This is a genomic window from Pseudomonas pisciculturae, from assembly GCF_015461805.1.
Taxonomy (GTDB): Bacteria; Pseudomonadota; Gammaproteobacteria; order Pseudomonadales; family Pseudomonadaceae; genus Aquipseudomonas; species Aquipseudomonas pisciculturae.
On record NZ_JACVZE010000004.1, the window covers coordinates 333,751 to 352,853 of the forward strand.

Genomic DNA, 19,103 nt, shown 5'->3' on the forward strand with positions numbered 1-19,103 from the left:
TGCCCAGGAGACCGCGATGAGACCGATCCTCACGCTACGCCATTACACCCATGCCCCCATCGCCCACAGCCATGACCATGCGCAGTTGGTGTTCGGCCTGTCCGGGCATTTGGACTTTGAGGTCGAGGGCGTCGGCAGCCAGGTACGTGACAGCAGCGTGATGGTGCTGCCCTACTCCACCCACCACGCCTGCGACAGCCGCGACGGCAGCCGCTGCCTGGTGCTGGATGTGCCCACCGAGCATTGGGTGGTGCAATCGTTGGGCGAGCATGCCGATGCCAGTCGCCGCCTGCTCGATCAACCTGCACGGCTGGCGCTGGACCCGCGGCAGCGCCAACTGGTGCAATGGCTGGCCAGCAGCCCGGTGGATGACCCGCTGATCGTGCAGCAAGGCGCGGTGCTGTTGCTCGCCAGCCTCAATCATCCTTTGGATCAACCGGTGCCAGGCCGGCGCCTGCCGTATGCCGCGTTCAATGCCCATATCGAGCGCCACGCGGCGCACCCACTGCAAGTCGCCGACCTTGCGCGTATCGCCGAGCTGTCGGTGGCGCGCCTGCATGCACGCTTCATGGCTGAATGCGGGCAAACGCCGATGGACTATCTGCGCAGCCGTCGCCTGCACATGGCCCTGGGCCTGCTGCGGGAAACGCTGCTGCCCGTCGGCGAGATCGCCGCACGCGTCGGCTATGCCTCGCAAAGCGCGTTCGCCGCAGCAATGTTGCGTGAGTTTGGCGCCTCGCCGGGGGCGTTGCGCCGCGGTGCATGACAAGAGTCTGGCGCTAAAGCACGCGAGACTGGCGACAGACACCAACGCCGCCAACCCTCTAGACTGCGATGCTGTTAACCCCGTTGGTTCAAGGATCGCAATGACTCCCCGCACAGCCCTCGGCGCCCTGCATATCGGCGCATTGATGTTTGGCCTCACCGGCGTATTCGGCAAACTGGCGGCCGCCTCGCCGGCCATTATCGTGTTTGGCCGCGCCGCATTTGCCGTACTGGCCCTGGCGGTATTTGCGCGGTTTGCCAGCAACACCCCGTGGAAAAAACTCGCGCTGCAAGACTGGCGCCGGCTGTTGATCAGCGGCGTGCTGCTGGCGGCACATTGGGTGACGTTCTTCATGGCGGTAAAGGTCGGCGGCGTGGCCGTCGCCACCCTTGGGTTCACCGCGTTCCCGGCCTTTACCGTGATCCTCGAAGGGTTGATCTTCCGCGAACGCATCCGCGCCAACGAAGTGGTGTTGGTGGTTCTGGTCAGCATCGGGCTGGTGCTGGTCACGCCAGACTTCGACCTTGCCAGCGAAGCCACCGGCGGCCTGCTCTGGGGTATTGCGTCGGGGTTGTTGTTTTCACTGCTGTCGCTGAACAACCGCGCCAGCTCCGGGCGCATTCCTGCGGTGCAGGCGGCGCTGTGCCAAAACGTGGTGGTGGCGGCGTTACTGTTGCCTATCGCCGCCCCAGGCCTGGCGGATGTACGCGCCATCGACTGGCTGTGGATCGGCTTGCTGGGGGTGTTCTGCACCGGCCTGGCCCACAGCCTGTTTGTTGCCAGCCTGGCGGTGATCAAGGCGCGCACTGCCTCGGTGGTGTTTGCGATGGAGCCGGTGTACGGCATCACCGTGGCGTGGCTGCTGTTCGCCGAAACCCCGACCTTGCGCATGCTGCTGGGCGGTGCGCTGATCATCGTCGCCATCGTGCTGTCCGGGCTGATGGGCAGCGCCAGCCAGGCCAAACAGCCCGCCGCTGCGGCGTGATCTATACTCTGGCGATCCGTAACAGTCTGTCGTCGTTAAACGGATAAGGGCTACTCGACGACAGCCATGCCATTTGAAGTTGCTGCAAGCGAGTGGTCACTCCATTGACGCTATGCAGGGGTTTCATCATGGAAACAGTTATCCAATTGCTGGTTCAGGTCATCAGCGGTGCCGTCGGCGGTAACTTGGCGGGCATGACCAAACAGAGCCTGGGCACCGGGCTCAATACCTTTCTCGGTGGTATCGGGGGCCTTATCCTTGGCCAAATTGTCGCGCAGTTCACCGGCAGCTCCGCTGGCGAGGCGCTGGATGTCGCCGCAGTGGGCAGCAATATCCTCGGCGGTGGTGTTGGCGGCCTGGTGCTGACCTGGGTGATCGGGTTCATCAAACAAAAGATGGCCGCCTAGGTGTTAGGTCACCGCTCTTTCAGGGAGCGGTGACCTTCATTGAGTGCGGTCGTTGTGGCCGAGATCGCGCTGCGGGTCGATCTGGTCCCGCACGCGTTGCTTGAGCACCTTGGCTTCCGGGAAGCCACCGTCCACCTTGCGCTCCCAAATCTGCACGCCATCGCACGTGATGCGGAATGTGCCTCCGGTGGCGGGCTCCAACGACACTTTGCCCAAGTCATCACAGAACGTACTCAGTAACTCCTGCGCCAGCCATGCGGCGCGCAGCAGCCATTGGCATTGGGTGCAATAGGTGATGACGATCTCGGGTTTGTTTGCGGACATAATTTGAGAGGTTCCTGGCATAACGGGCTCGGAGGATCGAGTGGCTATAATACCGGCCTTTATCGCCCAGCCTTGAGATTCGTGATGCGCCGCCTGTTGTCCTGCCTGCTGCTGTGCCTGCTACCCCTCCTCGCCCAAGCCGTCGAAACCCCACGCCCGAAAATCGGCCTGGTGCTGTCCGGGGGCGCCGCCCGTGGCCTGGCCCATATCGGCGTGCTCAAGGCGCTGGAAGAGCAAGGCATCCAGATCGATGCGATTGCTGGCACCAGCATGGGCGCGGTCATCGGCGGGCTGTACGCCTCGGGCTACAAGATCGATGAACTGGAAAAACTCGCGCTGAACATTGATTGGCAACAGGCACTGTCCGATGCGCCACCACGGGAAGACGTGCCGTTTCGGCGCAAGCAGGATGACCGCGATTTCCTGGTCAAGCAAAAGCTGAGCTTTCGCGACGACGGCAGCCTCGGCTTGCCGTTGGGCGTGATCCAGGGCCAAAACCTGGCGCTGCTGCTGGAGAGCATGTTCGCCCACAGCAGCAACACGCGTAATTTTGACAAGCTGCCGATCCCCTTCCGCGCCGTGGCCACCGATATCACCACCGGTGAAAAAGTCGTGTTCAGCAAGGGCCACCTGCCTCAGGTGATCCGCGCCAGCATGTCGATCCCGGCGGTGTTTGCCCCAGTGGAGCTGGACGGGCGCCTGCTGGTAGACGGAGGCATGACCGATAACATCCCGCTGGATGTGGCACGGGAGATGGGCGTGGATATCGCCATCGTCGTGGACATCGGCACCCCACTGCGTTCACGCAAGCAACTGGCGACGGTAGTGGATGTGCTCAACCAATCCATCACCCTGATGACCCGGCGCAATTCCGAAGAGCAACTCAAGGCCCTGCACCCCAAAGACGTGTTGATTCAACCGCCGCTGTCCGCCTTTGGCGTAACCGACTTCGGCCGTGCCAAAGACATGATCGACGCCGGCTACCGAGCCACCCGCGCCCTCGACCTGCGATTGGCCCACCTGCGCCCTGCCGAACCCATCGACCCGGAGTTGGCAGCGGCGCGCACACCCGGTGAGCGCACGCCGGTGATCACCGCGATCAATGTAGAAAACGACTCGAAAGTCAGCGACGACGTGATCCGCTACTACATCCGCCAACCCCTGGGCGAACCACTCAACCTGGGGCGACTGCAAACCGACATGGGCACCTTGTACGGCCTGGATTATTTCGAGCAGGTGCAATACCGCGTCATCAAGAAAGGCCAGGACAACACCCTGGTGATCAGCGCGCGGGGCAAACGCAGCGGCACCGACTACCTGCGCCTGGGCCTGAACCTGTCGGACGACATGCGTGGCGACAGCGCCTTCAACCTCGGCGCCAGCTACCGCATGAACGGCATCAACCGCCTAGGCGCCGAATGGCTGACGCGGGTGCAGATTGGTGATCGGCAAGAGCTGTACAGCGAGTTCTACCAACCGATGGACACAGGCTCGCGCTATTTCGTCGCGCCCTATATCAGCGCCCAGGCACAGAACGTCGAGCTGATCCTGGACAACGACCCCATCTCCGAATACCGCCTGGAACGCTACGGTTTCGGCCTGAACGTGGGGCGCCAGATCGGCAACAGCGGCGAGATTCGCTTCGGCGTCGGCGAGGCCTGGGGCAAGGCGGATGTGCGTATCGGCGACCGCGACCTGCCGAGCGTGAGTTTCAGCGAAGGCTTCTATGAATTGAAGTATTCCTTCGACTCACTGGACAACGTGTACTTCCCCCACAGTGGTGAAGATATCGGCCTGGCCTACCGCGAATTCGAACCGGGGCTGGGCTCGGACCAGCGCTATCGCCAGTGGGAGTTCAAGCTGGACAAGGCCATGAGCAACGGCCCGGACACCTTGGTGCTGGGCGGGCGTTACGGCAGAACGTTGGACAAATCCGACGTGGTGATTTCCAGCTTCCTGCTGGGCGGAGCGCGGCAATTGTCGGGTTTTCGCGAGGATGCAATTTCAGGGCAGAACATCAGCCTGATGCGGGCGGTGTACTACAGGCGCCTGACGCCGCGGTCGTATTTGCCGTTGGATTTCCCGTTGTACCTGGGCGCGTCGCTGGAGCGAGGCCGGGCGTGGAACAACGATAACGAGTTCGACAGTGGCTACATCAATGCGGCGAGTATCTTTTTGGGGTTTGATACGCCGTTGGGGCCGCTGAATTTCAGTTATGGGTTCAACGATGATAACCAGAAGGCGGTGTACCTGAACCTGGGCCAAACCTTCTGACGCAACGCTAATCAAATGTGGGAGGTGGCTTGCCCCCTCCCACATTTTGATCTTTGCTGTATTTAAGGTCAGGACTTTTCCAGATTCGCCAGAATGTGCCCGTGCACCCGCATGCACACCTTCATATCCTCTTCATCCACCCCCACAAACAGTTCATGACGCAATTGCGTGGCAATGGTCTCGATCTGGTCGATCAACGGCCGAGCGGTATCACACAGCAAGATGCGCTTGGCACGACGGTCTTCCACCACCGCCTGGCGTTGCACCAGGCCTTGGCCTTCAAGGCTGTCGAGCAACCGAGCCAGCGTTGGCCCCTCCACACCGACGCTTTGCGCCAGTTCACGCTGAGTAGGGGCTTCTTCAAAACGCGCCAGGTGCAGCAGCACCAGCCAGCGCGCTTGAGACAAACCCAGCCCCGCCAGGCGACGGTCCAGTTCGGCGCGCCAACCTCGGGACATCTGCGCCAACTGCATGCCAAAGCGGTGTTGATCGGTTAAAGGCATAAAAAACTCATGATTAAGACTGAAAACAAAGTGTGGCCAATTATTAGTCAGCTAAGCATGAGCCATGCCGGTAGGCAAGCATCGCTATGTACTGATTCGTTACATTGTCGTAATTGGCGCACTAAATTTCGAATTCAGACTGTAAAGCGGCACGCACACAGTACAAAACACCTTCGGGTACACGCCCGGTAAACAGCGGCGCGATCTCCGCGACCGGTGGCAACTCGCCTTCTCCATCAAGAAACGCGTCCTGGATTTCACCGAGCAAATCCTCCGGCAAATCAAGGGCCTGCTCCAGTGACAGCTGTTGCTTGCCAATGGATTCGGCCAGCAGGGTGTAGACGTTTTTCTCCGAGCATTGCAACTGGCCGGCGATCTGAATCGGAGTCATGCCGGCACGTGCCAGGCTGATCAACTCGTGGCGAATATCGGCGACTTCCTTTGGCGCTTCGGCTTGGCCGCCGAGCACTTCGAGGAAGGCCTGGCCGTAGCGCTCCAGCTTGCGCGCACCCACGCCGCTGACCCGCGCCATCTCGGCCATGGTGGTGGGCTGTTCGCGCAGCATCTCCAGCAAGGTGGAGTCGGGGAAAATGACGTACGGCGGCACGCTGTGCTCCTGGGCCAATTTGCGCCGCAGGGTACGCAGGGCTTCCCACTGTTCGCGCTCTTCGCCACGCACAAGCTGGCTGGCCTGGCTGGTACTGGTCTTGGCGGTGGTCTGCGGCTTGAGGTCGCGGCGCAGCTCCAGGCTTACTTCGCCCTTGAGCAGTGGCCGGCAAGAGTCATTCAAACGCAGGCCGCCATAGCCCTCGATGTCGATATCCACCAACCCACGGGCGACCATCTGGCGGAACAACGAACGCCACTCGCCTTCGGCGCGGGCCTTGCCAACGCCATAGACCGAGAGTTTTTCATGGCCGAAGCTGCGGACTTTCTCGTTGTCCTTGCCCAGCAAGACATCCACCAAATGACCAACGCCGTAGCGCTGGCCCGTGCGATAGATGGCGGACAAGCCCTGGCGCGCCGGCTCGGTAGCGTCCCACGTCTGCACGCCGTCAATGCAGTTATCGCAGTGGCCGCAAGGCTCGGGCATGTCTTCGTCGAAGTACGCCAGCAAGGTCTGGCGGCGGCAGCGGGTTTCTTCGCACAGCGAGAGCATGGCGTCGAGCTTGTGCTGCTCCAGCCGCTTGTGGCGCTCATCACCCTCGGAGTTTTGCAGCATCTGCTTGAGCATCACCACGTCTTGCAGGCTGTAGACCATCCACGCATCGGCCGGCAGGCCATCACGGCCAGCACGCCCGGTTTCCTGGTAGTACGCCTCAAGGGACTTGGGCAGGTCCATGTGAGCGACAAAGCGCACGTTGGATTTGTCGATACCCATGCCGAACGCGATGGTGGCCACCATGATCAGGCCTTCCTCGTTGAGGAAGCGCTTCTGGTGGGCCGAGCGCGTTTCGTTAGGCAGGCCGGCGTGATAAGGCAGCGCCGGGTAGCCTTGCTCACAAAGGAACGCGGCTACTTCGTCGACCTTCTTGCGCGACAGGCAATAGACGATGCCCGCATCGCTGCGCCGCTCGGACAGGAACGCCAGCAACTGTTTGCGCGGCTGCTCCTTGGGCACGATACGGTAGAAAATATTCGGCCGGTCGAAGCTTGAGAGAAAGCGCTCGGCGTTCTGCAAATGCAGGCGCTCGACGATTTCTTCGCGAGTACGTTTATCGGCGGTAGCCGTCAGGGCGATACGCGGCACGTCGGGGAACAGCTCGGCCAATTGGCCCAGTTGCAGGTATTCGCGGCGGAAATCGTGACCCCATTGCGACACACAGTGGGCTTCGTCGATGGCGAACAGGGCAATTTCAAGGCTTTGCAGGAAGGCCAGCATGCGCGGCTGCACCAGGCGCTCGGGCGCGAGGTAGAGCATCTTCACTTCACCGCGCTTGATCCGCGCAGCCAGGTCGCGCTGCTGCTCGGCGCTGAGGGTGGAGTTCAACGCGGCTGCGGCAACCCCCAGCTCTTCGAGGGTCGCGACCTGATCGTCCATCAAGGCGATCAGCGGCGACACCACCACTGCCAGGCCGTTGCGCAACAACGCAGGCACTTGGAAGCACAACGACTTGCCGCCGCCGGTAGGCATCAATACCAGGGCGTCACCACCACTGGCCACGCGCTCAATGATCGCACCCTGGCGGCCACGAAAACTGTCGTAGCCGAAGATGTCCTTGAGGACGCGTTGAGCCTGCTCGAGCATGTATAACTCCAAAATATCGCCGAAATCCCTCTGTACAGGCTGGCCGAAAAAACGCGAATTCACGGGAAATAATCCGTAAGCGAAGTTTTCACGGGTTGGCGCTTGGCCTGCACGGGCATCACAAAACGCGGCAGTATACCCGAGCGTCATCGGCCAAAGGGCGCCACTGACGAATAGCGGCTGCTATCTAAAACCTGGCAAATATGCAGTGCGGCTGGCCTGGGCGCGCAAGAACGCCTAGAATTCAGCATCGTATATTCCCAAGGTAGCCCTTCAATGTCCTTCGCTGAGCAACTAACCCGCCTGCAAGCCTTCCTCGACGCCGATGAGCTGCATGACGAGGCGCTGGACTACGTGGCCGCCCACGGCTACCTGACCGCCCTGTCCATCTGTGCCGAGCCCGTACCTGACCGTGAGTGGATCGACGCCCTGTTCGCCGAAGAACCTCACTACGCCGACGCTGCCCAGCGTGAAGAAATCGAGTCGACCCTGATCGCTCTGAAAGCCCACATCGGTCGCCAACTGGCCTCCGACGAGGAATTCGAGCTGCCATGCGAGCTGGACCTGGGCGAAGAGCCAGACGACTCCGACCTGCGCGGCTGGTGCATCGGTTTCATGGAAGGCGTGTTCCTGCGCGAAGCCGCCTGGTTCGAAACCGCCGAAGAAGAAGTCAGCGAAATGCTGCTGCCGATCATGGTCGGTTCGGGCCTGTTCGACGACCAGCCGGAGTTCGCCGATATCGCCTCCGACGCCAACCTGATGGACGACATGATCGTACAGATCCCGGAAGCCCTCACCGCCCTGTACCTGCTGTGCAACGCCCCTGACGAAAAACCGGCGATCCTCAAGCCACGTCACCACTGAGTCAGTTGCCCGTGACATCCATGGGCAATCGCTCGCTGCTCCTGCGTTACGCACTGCTGGCCATCGGCTGGCTGAGCGTAGCGCTGGGGGTAGTCGGTATATTCCTGCCGGTATTGCCGACCACGCCCTTCCTGCTCCTCGCTGCTGCCTGCTTCGCCCGTAGCTCTCCGCGTTTCTACCACTGGCTGGTGGAGCACCCGCGCCTGGGCCCGTGGATACGCGACTATTTGGAAGGTAATGGCATCCCCCTCAAAGGCAAGGTCTACGCCATCGGCCTGATGTGGTTGAGCATCGGTTTTTCCTGCTACCTCGTCCCCCTCCCCTGGGCACGCGGTTTCATGCTGACCAGCGCCGTACTGGTGACCGTTTACATCCTGCGCCAGAAAACCCTGCCACCACGCTGAGCACGTACCTGCGACATTCCCCCTCACACGACCTTGGTCGACACTGACTAACCCCAAGCATCATGCGAGACTGTCCAACCGGGCCTGGAATGCCTGGGTGTTCTTATGCTCGGAGTTACCATGACGCTGTCCAGCGGGCTTATCGCCGCCGTTGCCCTGGCCTATATGGCCATTATGTTTGCCATCGCTTTCTACGGTGACCGTCGCCATGCGCCGCTGCCGCCACGTATGCGTGCCTGGGTGTACAGCCTGTCGCTGGCCGTCTACTGCACCAGTTGGACCTTCTTCGGCGCTGTAGGCCAGGCTGCCGAACAGTTGTGGGCGTTTTTACCGATTTACCTGGGGCCGGTACTGTTGCTGGTGCTGGCACCCTGGGTGCTGCAGAAGATGATTCTGATCAGCAAGCAGGAAAACATTACCTCCATCGCCGACTTTATCGCGGCGCGCTATGGCAAATCCCAATCCCTGGCGGTAGTGGTGGCACTGATCTGCCTGGTGGGCGTGCTGCCGTATATCGCGCTGCAACTTAAGGGCATTGTGCTGGGGGTTAACCTGCTGATCGGCGCCGGCGCCGACACCACTGGCACCCGCGCCCAAGACACGGCATTGATCGTGTCGCTGGTGCTGGCGTTGTTCACCATTGTGTTTGGTACGCGCAACCTCGATGCCACCGAACACCACCGTGGCATGGTGCTGGCGATTGCATTTGAATCTTTGGTCAAGCTGTTCGCGTTTCTCGCGGTTGGCGCGTTTGTAACCTACGGCCTTTACGACGGTTTCGGCGACCTGTTCAGCCAGGCCATGCTCGCGCCACGCCTGGATGAATACTGGAAAGAGACCGTCAACTGGCCCTCCATGGTGGTGCAGACCGGTGTGGCCATGATGGCAATCATCTGCCTGCCGCGACAGTTCCATGTCACGGTGGTGGAGAACATCGACCCTCAGGATCTGCGCCTGGCCAAGTGGGTGTTTCCGGCTTACTTGATTCTCGCCGCACTGTTTGTGATCCCGATCGCCCTCGGCGGCAAGATGCTGTTGCCCGCATCGGTATTGCCGGATTCCTACGTGATCAGCCTGCCCATGGCAGAAGCCCACCCTGCCCTGGCGGTGCTGGCGTTTATCGGCGGCGCCTCGGCGGCGACCGGCATGGTGATCGTGGCGAGTATCGCGTTGTCGACCATGGTCTCCAACGACATGCTGCTGCCCTGGCTGCTGCGGCGCTCCAGCGCGGAGCGGCCGTTCGAGGTGTTCCGCCACTGGATGCTGTCGGTGCGTCGGGTCAGCATCGTGATCATCCTGCTGCTGGCCTATGTGAGTTATCGATTACTGGGCTCCACGGCGAGCCTGGCGACCATCGGCCAGATCGCCTTTGCCGCCGTGACGCAGCTGGCGCCGGCGATGCTTGGCGCGCTGTATTGGAAGCAGGCGAACCGGCGTGGTGTATTTGCTGGGCTGGCGGCGGGTACATTCCTGTGGTTTTACACCTTGGTCCTACCGGTTACGGCGAAAAGCCTAGGCTGGTCCCTTAGCCTTTTCCCTGGGCTGACGTGGATGCATTCCCACCCGTTAGGGCTGTCCGTCACTTCGCTGACCCTGGGCACGGTGTTCTCACTGGCGGGTAACTTCACCCTGTTTGTTTGGGTGTCGATGCTGTCGCGTACACGGGTGTCTGAACACTGGCAAGCCGGGCGCTTTATCGGCCAGGAAATCAGCCAGCGGGCCAGCGCCCGTTCGATGTTGTCGGTGCAGATCAGCGACCTGCTCAGCCTGGCTGCGCGCTTTGTGGGCGAGGAGCGCGCCCAGCAGAGCTTTATTCGCTTCGCCTATCGTCAGGGCAAAGGCTTCAACCCCAACCAGAACGCCGACAATGACTGGATCGCCCACACCGAGCGCCTGCTGGCCGGTGTACTCGGCGCATCATCGACGCGTGCGGTGGTAAAGGCGGCGATTGAAGGCAGGGAAATGCAACTGGAGGATGTCGTACGAATCGCCGACGAAGCCTCCGAAGTGCTGCAATTCAACCGTGCGCTGCTGCAAGGCGCGATTGAAAACATCACCCAGGGCATCAGCGTGGTTGACCAGTCCCTCAGGTTAGTGGCGTGGAACCGGCGCTATCTGGAGCTGTTCAACTACCCGGACGGCTTGATCAGCGTGGGCCGCCCGATTGCCGACATCATTCGCTACAACGCCGAGCGCGGCCTGTGCGGGCCGGGCGAGGCCGAGGTGCATGTGGCGCGACGCCTGCACTGGATGCGCCAGGGCCGCGCGCACACCTCCGAGCGTTTATTCCCCAACGGGCGGGTGATCGAACTGATCGGCAACCCCATGCCCGGCGGCGGTTTCGTGATGAGTTTCACCGACATTACCGCGTTCCGTGAGGCTGAGCAGGCACTCACCGAGGCCAACGAAGGCCTGGAACGACGGGTGACCGAGCGCACCCATGAGCTGTCGCAACTCAACGTGGCGCTGACCGATGCCAAGGGTGTGGCCGAATCCGCCAGCCAGTCAAAGACCCGCTTCCTCGCGGCGGTCAGCCATGACCTGATGCAGCCGCTGAACGCTGCGCGGCTGTTCTCCGCCGCCCTCTCCCATCAGAACGATGGGCTGTCCGGCGAAGCGCGGCAGTTGGTGCAGCATTTGGACAGCTCACTGCGTTCCGCCGAAGACCTGATCAGCGACTTGCTGGATATCTCGCGCCTGGAAAACGGCAAGATCAACCCGCAGCGCCAACCCTTTGTACTTAACGAACTGTTCGACACCCTGGGCGCTGAGTTCAAGGCACAAGCCCAGGAGCAAGGCCTGCGCTTCCGCCTGCGCGGCAGCCGTGTGCGGGTCGACAGTGACATCAAGTTGCTGCGGCGCATTCTGCAGAATTTTCTTACCAACGCGTTCCGTTATGCCGACGGCCCGGTGCTGCTGGGCGTACGCCGACGCCAGGGCGAACTGTGCCTGGAAGTCTGGGACCGAGGCCCCGGCATTCCGCCGGATAAGCAGAAGGTGATCTTCGAAGAATTCAAACGCCTGGACAGCCATCAAACGCGCGCCGAAAAAGGCCTGGGACTGGGCTTGGCGATTGCCGACGGGCTGTGCCGCGTCTTGGGCCATCGCTTGAGCGTGCGTTCATGGCCGGGCAAGGGCAGCGTCTTCAGCGTCAGCGTGCCCTTGGCACGCAACCAGGCCAGCCCCCGCGTGGTGGCCCCGCAAGAAAATGGCCTGCCACTGAGTGGCGCACAGGTGCTGTGTGTCGATAACGAAGAAAGCATCCTGATCGGCATGCGCAGCCTGTTGAGCCGCTGGGGTTGCGAGGTATACACCGCCACCGACCAGGCGCAATGCGCGGCATTGCTGGCCGATGGCGTACGCCCGCAGTTGGCCTTGGTGGATTACCACCTTGACCATGGCGAAACCGGGACCGAATTGATGGGGTGGTTGCGGGCGCAGTTGGCCGAGCCGATTCCAGGGGTGGTGATCAGTGCTGACGGGCGGCCGGAGATGGTGGCCGAGGTGCATGCGGCGGGGTTGGATTACCTGGCCAAGCCGGTGAAGCCTGCGGCGTTGCGGGCGTTGTTGAGCCGGCATTTGCCGCTGTAAGACCGGATGTACTCGGTGAAACATGTGGGAGGGGGCTTGCTCCCGATGGCTTTGTGTCAGGCGATAGAGGGGTTTGGGCGGGGTACATATCCATTATTTTGGTGAGGGCTGCTATTGGTTTCGCCCTTACGGCGAGTCACTTTTGGAAAAGAGCCCCAAAAGTAACCAAAAGGGCTCTTGCCTCACCACTCGGTGCCTCGCCTAGGCTCGGCATGCCCGAACGCAGGCTTGAATCCGTGGGCCGCCGTCATGGGCCATCCTTGGCCCAGGACGGCTAACCCGGCGTCCTGCCGGGTTACCCACGTATTCAAGCCTGCGTTAGGCCAGCGTGGTTAACGGGGCGCCTGAGATCAAGATCAAAAGCCAAATCAAAAGCCAGAGCCAGAGCCAGAGCCAGAGCAAACCACCCTCTACCTGATGTATGGCGGCCAAATGTGGGAGGGGCTTGCCCCCGATGGCAGTGTGTCAGTCACTACAGTTGTAGCTGACCCAACGCCATCGGGAGCAAGCCCCCTCCCACATTTTGATCTTCATTTATTCAGGTAGATGGGCTACGCCATCGGCATCCGTCATCGCCCGTTCCAGCAGGTCGGCGGGCAAGCTCTTGCTGGCCCGCGCCCCAAGCAACCTCAATTGCTCAGTGCGACTGACCAAATTCCCACGTCCATCTGTCAGCTTGTTACGCGCCGCGCTGTAAGCTTTATCCAACTGCTGCAAGCGATTACCCACTTCGTCCAAGTCTTGGATAAACAGCACGAACTTGTCGTACAGCCAGCCCGCACGCTCGGCGATTTCGCGGGCGTTCTGGCTCTGGCGCTCCTGCTTCCACAGGCTGTCGATCACCCGTAGGGTGGCAAGCAATGTGGTCGGGCTGACGATCACGATATGGCGGTCGAAGGCTTCCTGGAACAGGTTGGGCTCGGCCTGCAAGGCGGCGGAAAACGCCGCTTCGATGGGCACGAACAGCAAGACGAAATCCAGGCTGTGCAGGCCTTCCAGGCGCTTGTAATCCTTACCCGCCAAGCCTTTGACGTGATTGCGCAGGGACAAGACATGCTGCTTCAACGCCGCCTGGCCGATCACTTCATCATCCGCCGCGACGAACTGCTGGTAGGCGGTGAGGCTGACTTTGGAGTCCACCACCACCTGTTTGTCGCCGGGCAACATGATCAATACATCCGGCTGGAAACGCTCGCCATCCGGCCCTTTAAGGCTGACCTGAGTCTGATACTCGCGACCCTTTTCCAGGCCTGCATGCTCCAGCACCCGCTCCAGAATCAACTCACCCCAGTTGCCCTGGGTTTTCTGGCCCTTGAGAGCACGGGTCAGGTTGGTCGCTTCGTCCGACAGACGCAGGTTCAGTTGCTGTAGGCGTTCGAGCTCCTTGGCCAAGGAAAAACGCTCGCGCGCTTCGTTTTGATAGCTTTCTTCGACACGTTTTTCGAAGGACTGGATGCGCTCTTTCAGGGGATCAAGCAACTGACCCAGACGTTCCTGGCTGGTTTCGGCAAAACGTTGTTCACGCTCGTCGAAGATCTTGCCGGCCAGCTCGGCGAACTGTGCACGCAGCTCATCTCGCGAGCCTTGGAGGTCGGCGAGACGCTGCTGATGGCTGTCCTGTTGTTCGCGCAGTTCGGCGCGCAAGGCCGACGATAATGCGTCCAGGCGACGTAGTTCGGTTTCCTTGGCGCTGCGGTCAAGGTTCCAGGCATGGGCAGCGTCGCGGGCGTTGTCGCGGTCGATCTGCAACAGTTCGACTTCGCGACGCACAGCGGCGAGGTCGGCTTGCTTGGCAGCATTGGCCTGGCTCAGGTCGCTGATCTCGTCACGACTGGCGTCCAGTTGGGCGGCAAGGCCTTCCTGGGCCAGCTGCGCGGTGGCCAGGCGCTCTTCGAGCAACTCCCAGCCGGTGGTTCGCGCGGTGAGCCGACGTTGAAGCTGCCAGCACACCGCCAATAACGGCACTGCCGCGCCAGCGAGGCCCAGGGCAATGCTGGTCCAGTCAAACACCATAGCCATTTCTGCCATTACCGAAAAAGAGCAAGGTTAACGGAGCATAGGGCGGGAAGACAGTTCAGTCTTCGACCTGGCCCAGTTCGCGCTGGGCGCGACGGTCGCCGGCGCGGGCGGCCGAGCGTAGCAGGTCGTGGCCGATGCGCCGGTCACGGGCATTGCCGCATTCACGGCACATCAACTGGCCCAGGCGGCTCTGCGCGGCCACCACGCCTTCCCGGGCAGGCTGCTTGAGCAAACGCCCGGCGAAGTGCTTCACGTTGGTGTTGTGCCCCAGACGCGGGCTGTCGAGCAACCACAAAGCGACCTTCAACGAGAAGCGCTTGGGTGCGGTAACAGTTTGAGAGGTGTCGGTAACAGAAGGTGATACTGAGCGAAACTTCATAAAGCACTGTGGGACAGATCGGAAGGCGCGCCACTCTACTCTTTTTTTCGTATAGGTAAAGCTGAAAAAACGCTGCACGCCCGTTCTAGAGCAAGCGCTCGGGACAATCCACAGAAGCTGTGGATAACTCAGTGGACAACCCGCCTTTAACTCGCGCAAAGGCCCATGGAACGGGGCCCGCAGTCAAACTGACGATTTTTTCACCAATTAAAAAAAGCCAGATTTTTCATTGACTTAAATTTCCATTGCAGGCTAAAGGCTGCCTCACGGTACCGTTTGCAGCTTGGTTACACACGCCGCAACTAATGTGCACAAGTACCCACCTGGTGGTTATATCGCCGGCTTTTTTCGGAGCGACTCGCTTCGAAAATGTTACCGCTGGCCCAAACCAGGGACTTTTCAAATCTCGAAACGCTCGCCACACTTCTCGACCTACAGCACAACGGTGGGTGAGTCGATGAAGGGAATACTGTTGTTCGCTACGCTGTTGTTGGCCATCTGCGCCATTTCCCTGGGGATCAACGCGGCGCTGCCCTCCCCCGATGGCGCTCTGTTTGCCATCGCTATCTTGCTGTCGGCGGCCTTTACGGCCGTGAGCCTGTGTATCGAACTGGGCGAAGGTCGCATCAATGACATGGGCGATGTGATGAAAGCTGTCGAGACCGGCCAGTCCCTGCGCCTGACCCTGGCAGCTTACGGGTTGGGATCCTCGTTGGCGGCAGCTGCCACGGTGCTGGTCTATCACGGCTTGTTGGGCAACTGATTGAAGTTTTTTTGCTAACACACTTCCCTTACCTGTTTCAATCCGTTACTATCCGCGGCGTTAGTACCAAGCTGAAAGTCAATTCTGGTCGAACAACTCCCCCGAACAACGCGGGACCGACCACCTCGATGGTTTCCAGGTATTCCTTGCGACGACACTGCCTTTGAACAAGCAAAGGGTGTCGCGAAGTTTCAATACTCTGACCGAACCAACCTGCAAATTGATCAGGATCTTCACCCCGGGCCCAGAACCTTTGCCCCTGTTGTGTTGCCTGCCCTCCTAAGTACCTACCTGCCAGCCCAAGCGCGCCTAACTTATCAGCGCTTCAAACTGGCTGCTTTGTTCCAGTCGGTTTCTTCGTTCGATCAATCGTGGTCAACGTCGCTGGAACGTTTTAATACGGCACGGCTCTTATCTGTGTCATTTGTAGGAACACCAATAATTATGAACGCTCAAATCCATACTCAGGATGCCATTCGCACCCTCACCAACGCTTTTGCCCCAATGAACTGCCTGATCATGGCCGCTCGCAAAGGCTGCTTCAGCTTCACCCTGGTCAACGAACACGGCATCGCTCGTCACAGCGAACGCCTGTACCCCGATCAATACTCCAGCGCAGAACCGCTGCAGGCCGTGATCGAGCGTACCCGTCAGGCACTTACTGCCTGATCGACCAGCGTCGCTGAAACGTCAAAAACCCTGTTTAAAACACAGGGTTTTTTATTGCCTGATGTATCCACCTTGACTATTTTTACTCATTCAAAATAGATATAAACGCTATAACTAAATGGCGAAGATGTTTTAAAAACAGTCCTTTACATCGTAAATATGACACTACACTTCAACTCAGGCGGCATGATCCGCTTCCGGCGAGCCTGAGATCCGATCCACTGCTGCCAAGCCCTCACTCAGGCCTCGCCGACCATTTCCATCACGGATTGAGGCTTTTATGGGCATCGCTGCCAGCGAATTGTGTCGTTACGTGATCAAGCCCACGTTGTTGTACTTGGGGTGCCATAACCCGACGGCTGAGCCCTTGTTACTGGGCATTGCAGCCAGCCAGTCGGAACTGGGCTCCGCCCTGCACGATCGGCGCGGCCATGGCTTGTACAGCATCACCGAGCCGCGTCACCGCGCCCTGTGGGATGACTATCTGGCACTCGATCCCGAACGGGCCAGCTTGGTACGTGGGCTGGCCAGCCAACATGCCTTCCTTAGCGCCCCCCAACTTGAACTCACTGTAAACCTGCGTTATGCCACGGCTATCGCCTGGCTTTTGGTGGAACAGCACACTCGCGCACTCCCACCGCCCGGTGATGTTTTAGCCATGGCACGTATCTGGAAAGAAATATTTCACCCACACGGCCGCATCAAAGATTTCGCCCAAACCTGGCAAACCTGTGTTTCACCCATGAATCACGTGGTTTGCTGACCGGGCAATTTTCAAGGTTCGCCAAAAAACCTCAATTTTGGTCGGATTGTCCTACAAAACCGCTCTATCTCCTACATTACAGCCTATAGCGCGATCTCAAAATTATTGTTACTTTCCGCAGCGGTGATCACCACGGAGTTCTAATAATGAAAAAAGTAATGCTCAAGACCACACTTAGCCTCGCCGTTGCCATGGCATCCTCCCAACTGTTTGCAAGCGGTTTCGCACTGAACGAACAGAGCGTCAGCGGGATGGGTACGGGCTTCGCAGGTCGCTCTTCTTCTGCCGATGATGCAAGCACTGTTTATGGTAACCCTGCCGGTATGTCCCGCCTGAATGGCCAGCAAATCACCGGTGGTGTAGCGGCTATTGATGCGTCCACCGATATCAAGGCCAGCGGCACCGCGACGGGTTCCAACAAGGGCGACATGGTGCCGTTTACCGCCGTTCCCTTCGGCTTCTACACCAACAAACTCAACGATCAGTGGGCCATCGGCTTTGGTGTCTACGCACCTTTCGGCCTGGTGACCGACTATGAAAGTGGCTATCAGGGCCGCAGCCTTGGCAGCAAGAGCGAAGTGAAGGTCATCACCTTCCAGCCGACTATCAGCTATGCCTTCAACGACCGTGTATCCATCGGTTTTGGCCCGACTTTCAACCGGATTTCCGGCGTGCTTGAGTCGGACAGAACGACCATCCCGGGTCAGCCTGATACCAACATCAAGATCAAAGGCAATGACACTGCGCTGGGCTTCAACGTCGGTGTATTGGTGCAAGCCACTGACACCACCCGTGTCGGCCTGACCTATCACTCCAAGGTCAAGTACAAGCTTGAAGGTCACACAGAGGTATCCGGGCCGGCTACCACTCAGCCTGTCTTGAGCAACAACCGCTACGACGCGTCGTTGAAAATCGACACCCCTGAGTCCTGGGATGCGTCGATCACTCAAGACCTGACGGATGAGTGGAAACTGTACGGCGGTGCAACCTGGACACGCTGGAGCCGCCTGAAAGAAATCACGGTCAACAACGAAGGTGTCACCGCGGCTTCAGGCGCGGCCGCCGGGTTGATCAGAACCATCAACGAACCGCAGAACTGGCATGACACCTGGGCCTATGCCGTAGGTACCTCGTATCAAGTGACCAAGCAAGTGGTGCTGCGTACCGGCCTGACTTTCGACCAGTCACCGACCAACAACACCGACCGTTCGCCGCGCATCCCAACGGGTGACCGTACGATCTTCAGCTTGGGCCTGGGCTACAAAGTCATGGATAACATGACCGTCGACGTTGCCTACTCCTACCTCAAGGAAGAGAAGGTCAACGTCAATCGCAGCCCGACTTACAACGCTAAATACGAAAACAGTGCCAACGGCTTCGGCCTCGGCATGACTTACACCTTCTAAATCAGATCGGTGTAAAAAAGCCCCGCTCTCCTGCACAGGAGGCGGGGCTTTTTAGTGCCTGTGATTCAGGGTTTGGAGGCCAACGCCTTTTCTACCGCTTCAATCAGGTCCGGGCTGTCTGGTTTGGTGAGGCTGGAAAAACTGGCGACCACCTTGCCCTGGCGGTCCACCACATACTTGTAGAAATTCCACTTCGGCGCATTGGTCTGCTCTGCCAGCACCTTGAACAAATGCACCGCATCCGGCCCCTTGACCTTCTGCGGCTCGGTCATGGTGAAGGTCACGCCGTAATTCACATAGCAGACCTTGGCGGTCTCCTCACCGGTCTTGGCTTCTTGCTTGAAGTCATCGGACGGTACACCGATCACTTCCAAACCATCGCCCTTGTAACGTTGATACAACGCTTCGAGGCCTTTGAACTGCGGCGCAAAGCCACAGAAGCTTGCGGTATTGACGATCACCAGGGGCTTGCCAGCAAAGCGCTGGCACAGGTCGATGGATTCCTTGGCCCGCAGCTTGGGCAATTGGCCCTCCAGCAACGGCGGGCAATCGGCCGCCATGGCGGCGCTGCCGATGGCCATCAGCACGGGTACAGCGAGCCAGCGCATCTGCATGTCGAGTGTCCTTCAGAAGAGTCAGGCTAAATGAGTAAGGCATGAACTTAACAGATCGACATACCCAGTTGCATCAATGCCAAGCCACCCCGCTGCCAGCCCCACCAAGCCAGCACGATCAGGA

The 19,103-nt window shown here is 59.8% G+C and carries 17 protein-coding genes; 11 read left to right on the forward strand and 6 right to left on the reverse strand.

Annotation, left to right across the window (positions count from 1 at the left end; all coding sequences use genetic code 11):
• Positions 1–16: 16 nt before the first annotated feature.
• The 3 genes from ICY20_RS13450 (at position 17) to ICY20_RS13460 (ending at position 2,158) form a co-directional block, all read left to right on the forward strand.
• Positions 17–766: an AraC family transcriptional regulator gene (locus ICY20_RS13450; RefSeq protein ID WP_159961707.1), complete on the forward strand. Its 750-nt coding sequence runs from the start codon at positions 17–19 to the stop codon at positions 764–766.
• A 100-nt stretch (positions 767–866) separates the two neighbouring features.
• Positions 867–1,751 (forward strand): DMT family transporter, encoded by an 885-nt coding sequence (locus ICY20_RS13455; RefSeq protein WP_159961709.1) that lies wholly within the window; start codon positions 867–869, stop codon positions 1,749–1,751.
• Between the two features lie 128 nt (positions 1,752–1,879).
• Positions 1,880–2,158: a hypothetical protein gene (locus tag ICY20_RS13460; protein WP_159961711.1), complete on the forward strand. Its 279-nt coding sequence runs from the start codon at positions 1,880–1,882 to the stop codon at positions 2,156–2,158.
• A gap of 36 nt (positions 2,159–2,194) precedes the next feature.
• Here the strand turns inward: ICY20_RS13460 and ICY20_RS13465 are convergent, their stop codons facing one another.
• Positions 2,195–2,482, reverse strand: a complete 288-nt coding sequence (locus ICY20_RS13465) for a SelT/SelW/SelH family protein (RefSeq protein ID WP_159961713.1) — start codon at positions 2,480–2,482, stop codon at positions 2,195–2,197.
• 84 nt (positions 2,483–2,566) lie between these two features.
• Here ICY20_RS13465 and ICY20_RS13470 point away from each other — a divergent pair, with 84 nt between their 5' ends.
• A complete protein-coding gene (locus ICY20_RS13470; protein WP_194937708.1) occupies positions 2,567–4,756 on the forward strand; it encodes a patatin-like phospholipase family protein in 2,190 nt (729 codons plus the stop codon).
• Between the two features lie 68 nt (positions 4,757–4,824).
• On the opposite strand, the gene ICY20_RS13475 is transcribed toward ICY20_RS13470, so the two are convergent.
• Positions 4,825–5,259, reverse strand: a complete 435-nt coding sequence (locus ICY20_RS13475) for a MarR family transcriptional regulator (RefSeq protein WP_122485845.1) — start codon at positions 5,257–5,259, stop codon at positions 4,825–4,827.
• A gap of 121 nt (positions 5,260–5,380) precedes the next feature.
• Positions 5,381–7,507 (reverse strand): DNA helicase RecQ, encoded by a 2,127-nt coding sequence (gene recQ / locus ICY20_RS13480; protein WP_194937709.1) that lies wholly within the window; start codon positions 7,505–7,507, stop codon positions 5,381–5,383.
• 276 nt (positions 7,508–7,783) lie between these two features.
• Between recQ and ICY20_RS13485 the strand changes: the two genes are divergently transcribed.
• The 3 genes from ICY20_RS13485 (at position 7,784) to ICY20_RS13495 (ending at position 12,366) form a co-directional block, all read left to right on the forward strand.
• A complete protein-coding gene (locus ICY20_RS13485; RefSeq protein ID WP_159961719.1) occupies positions 7,784–8,371 on the forward strand; it encodes a UPF0149 family protein in 588 nt (195 codons plus the stop codon).
• A 20-nt stretch (positions 8,372–8,391) separates the two neighbouring features.
• Entirely contained in the window at positions 8,392–8,775 is a 384-nt protein-coding gene (locus tag ICY20_RS13490) for a YbaN family protein (RefSeq protein WP_159961721.1), read from the forward strand.
• 120 nt (positions 8,776–8,895) lie between these two features.
• Positions 8,896–12,366, forward strand: coding sequence for a hybrid sensor histidine kinase/response regulator (locus ICY20_RS13495; RefSeq protein WP_159961723.1), 3,471 nt, complete (start codon positions 8,896–8,898; stop codon positions 12,364–12,366).
• Positions 12,367–12,900: 534 nt separating this feature from the next.
• Here the strand turns inward: ICY20_RS13495 and rmuC are convergent.
• Positions 12,901–14,265 (reverse strand): DNA recombination protein RmuC, encoded by a 1,365-nt coding sequence (rmuC, locus tag ICY20_RS13500; protein WP_194937807.1) that lies wholly within the window; start codon positions 14,263–14,265, stop codon positions 12,901–12,903.
• 175 nt (positions 14,266–14,440) lie between these two features.
• On the reverse strand, positions 14,441–14,764 hold the full coding sequence (locus ICY20_RS13505) for an SEL1-like repeat protein (RefSeq protein ID WP_122485839.1): 324 nt from the start codon (positions 14,762–14,764) through the stop codon (positions 14,441–14,443).
• A 457-nt stretch (positions 14,765–15,221) separates the two neighbouring features.
• Here ICY20_RS13505 and ICY20_RS13510 point away from each other — a divergent pair, with 457 nt between their 5' ends.
• The 4 genes from ICY20_RS13510 to ICY20_RS13525 all read left to right on the forward strand — a co-directional run bounded on the left by ICY20_RS13510 (position 15,222) and on the right by ICY20_RS13525 (position 18,365).
• The gene (locus ICY20_RS13510) at positions 15,222–15,527 is read left to right on the forward strand and encodes a hypothetical protein (protein ID WP_159961725.1); all 306 of its coding nucleotides are present in this window, start codon (positions 15,222–15,224) and stop codon (positions 15,525–15,527) included.
• Between the two features lie 444 nt (positions 15,528–15,971).
• On the forward strand, positions 15,972–16,196 hold the full coding sequence (locus ICY20_RS13515) for a hypothetical protein (protein WP_005790139.1): 225 nt from the start codon (positions 15,972–15,974) through the stop codon (positions 16,194–16,196).
• Between the two features lie 280 nt (positions 16,197–16,476).
• On the forward strand, positions 16,477–16,959 hold the full coding sequence (locus tag ICY20_RS13520) for a hypothetical protein (protein ID WP_159961727.1): 483 nt from the start codon (positions 16,477–16,479) through the stop codon (positions 16,957–16,959).
• Between the two features lie 146 nt (positions 16,960–17,105).
• Complete coding sequence (locus ICY20_RS13525; protein WP_159961729.1) at positions 17,106–18,365, forward strand: OmpP1/FadL family transporter; 1,260 nt, start codon at positions 17,106–17,108, stop codon at positions 18,363–18,365.
• Positions 18,366–18,430: 65 nt separating this feature from the next.
• On the opposite strand, the gene ICY20_RS13530 is transcribed toward ICY20_RS13525, so the two are convergent.
• Positions 18,431–18,979: a glutathione peroxidase gene (locus ICY20_RS13530; RefSeq protein WP_159961731.1), complete on the reverse strand. Its 549-nt coding sequence runs from the start codon at positions 18,977–18,979 to the stop codon at positions 18,431–18,433.
• Positions 18,980–19,103 lie beyond the last annotated feature (124 nt).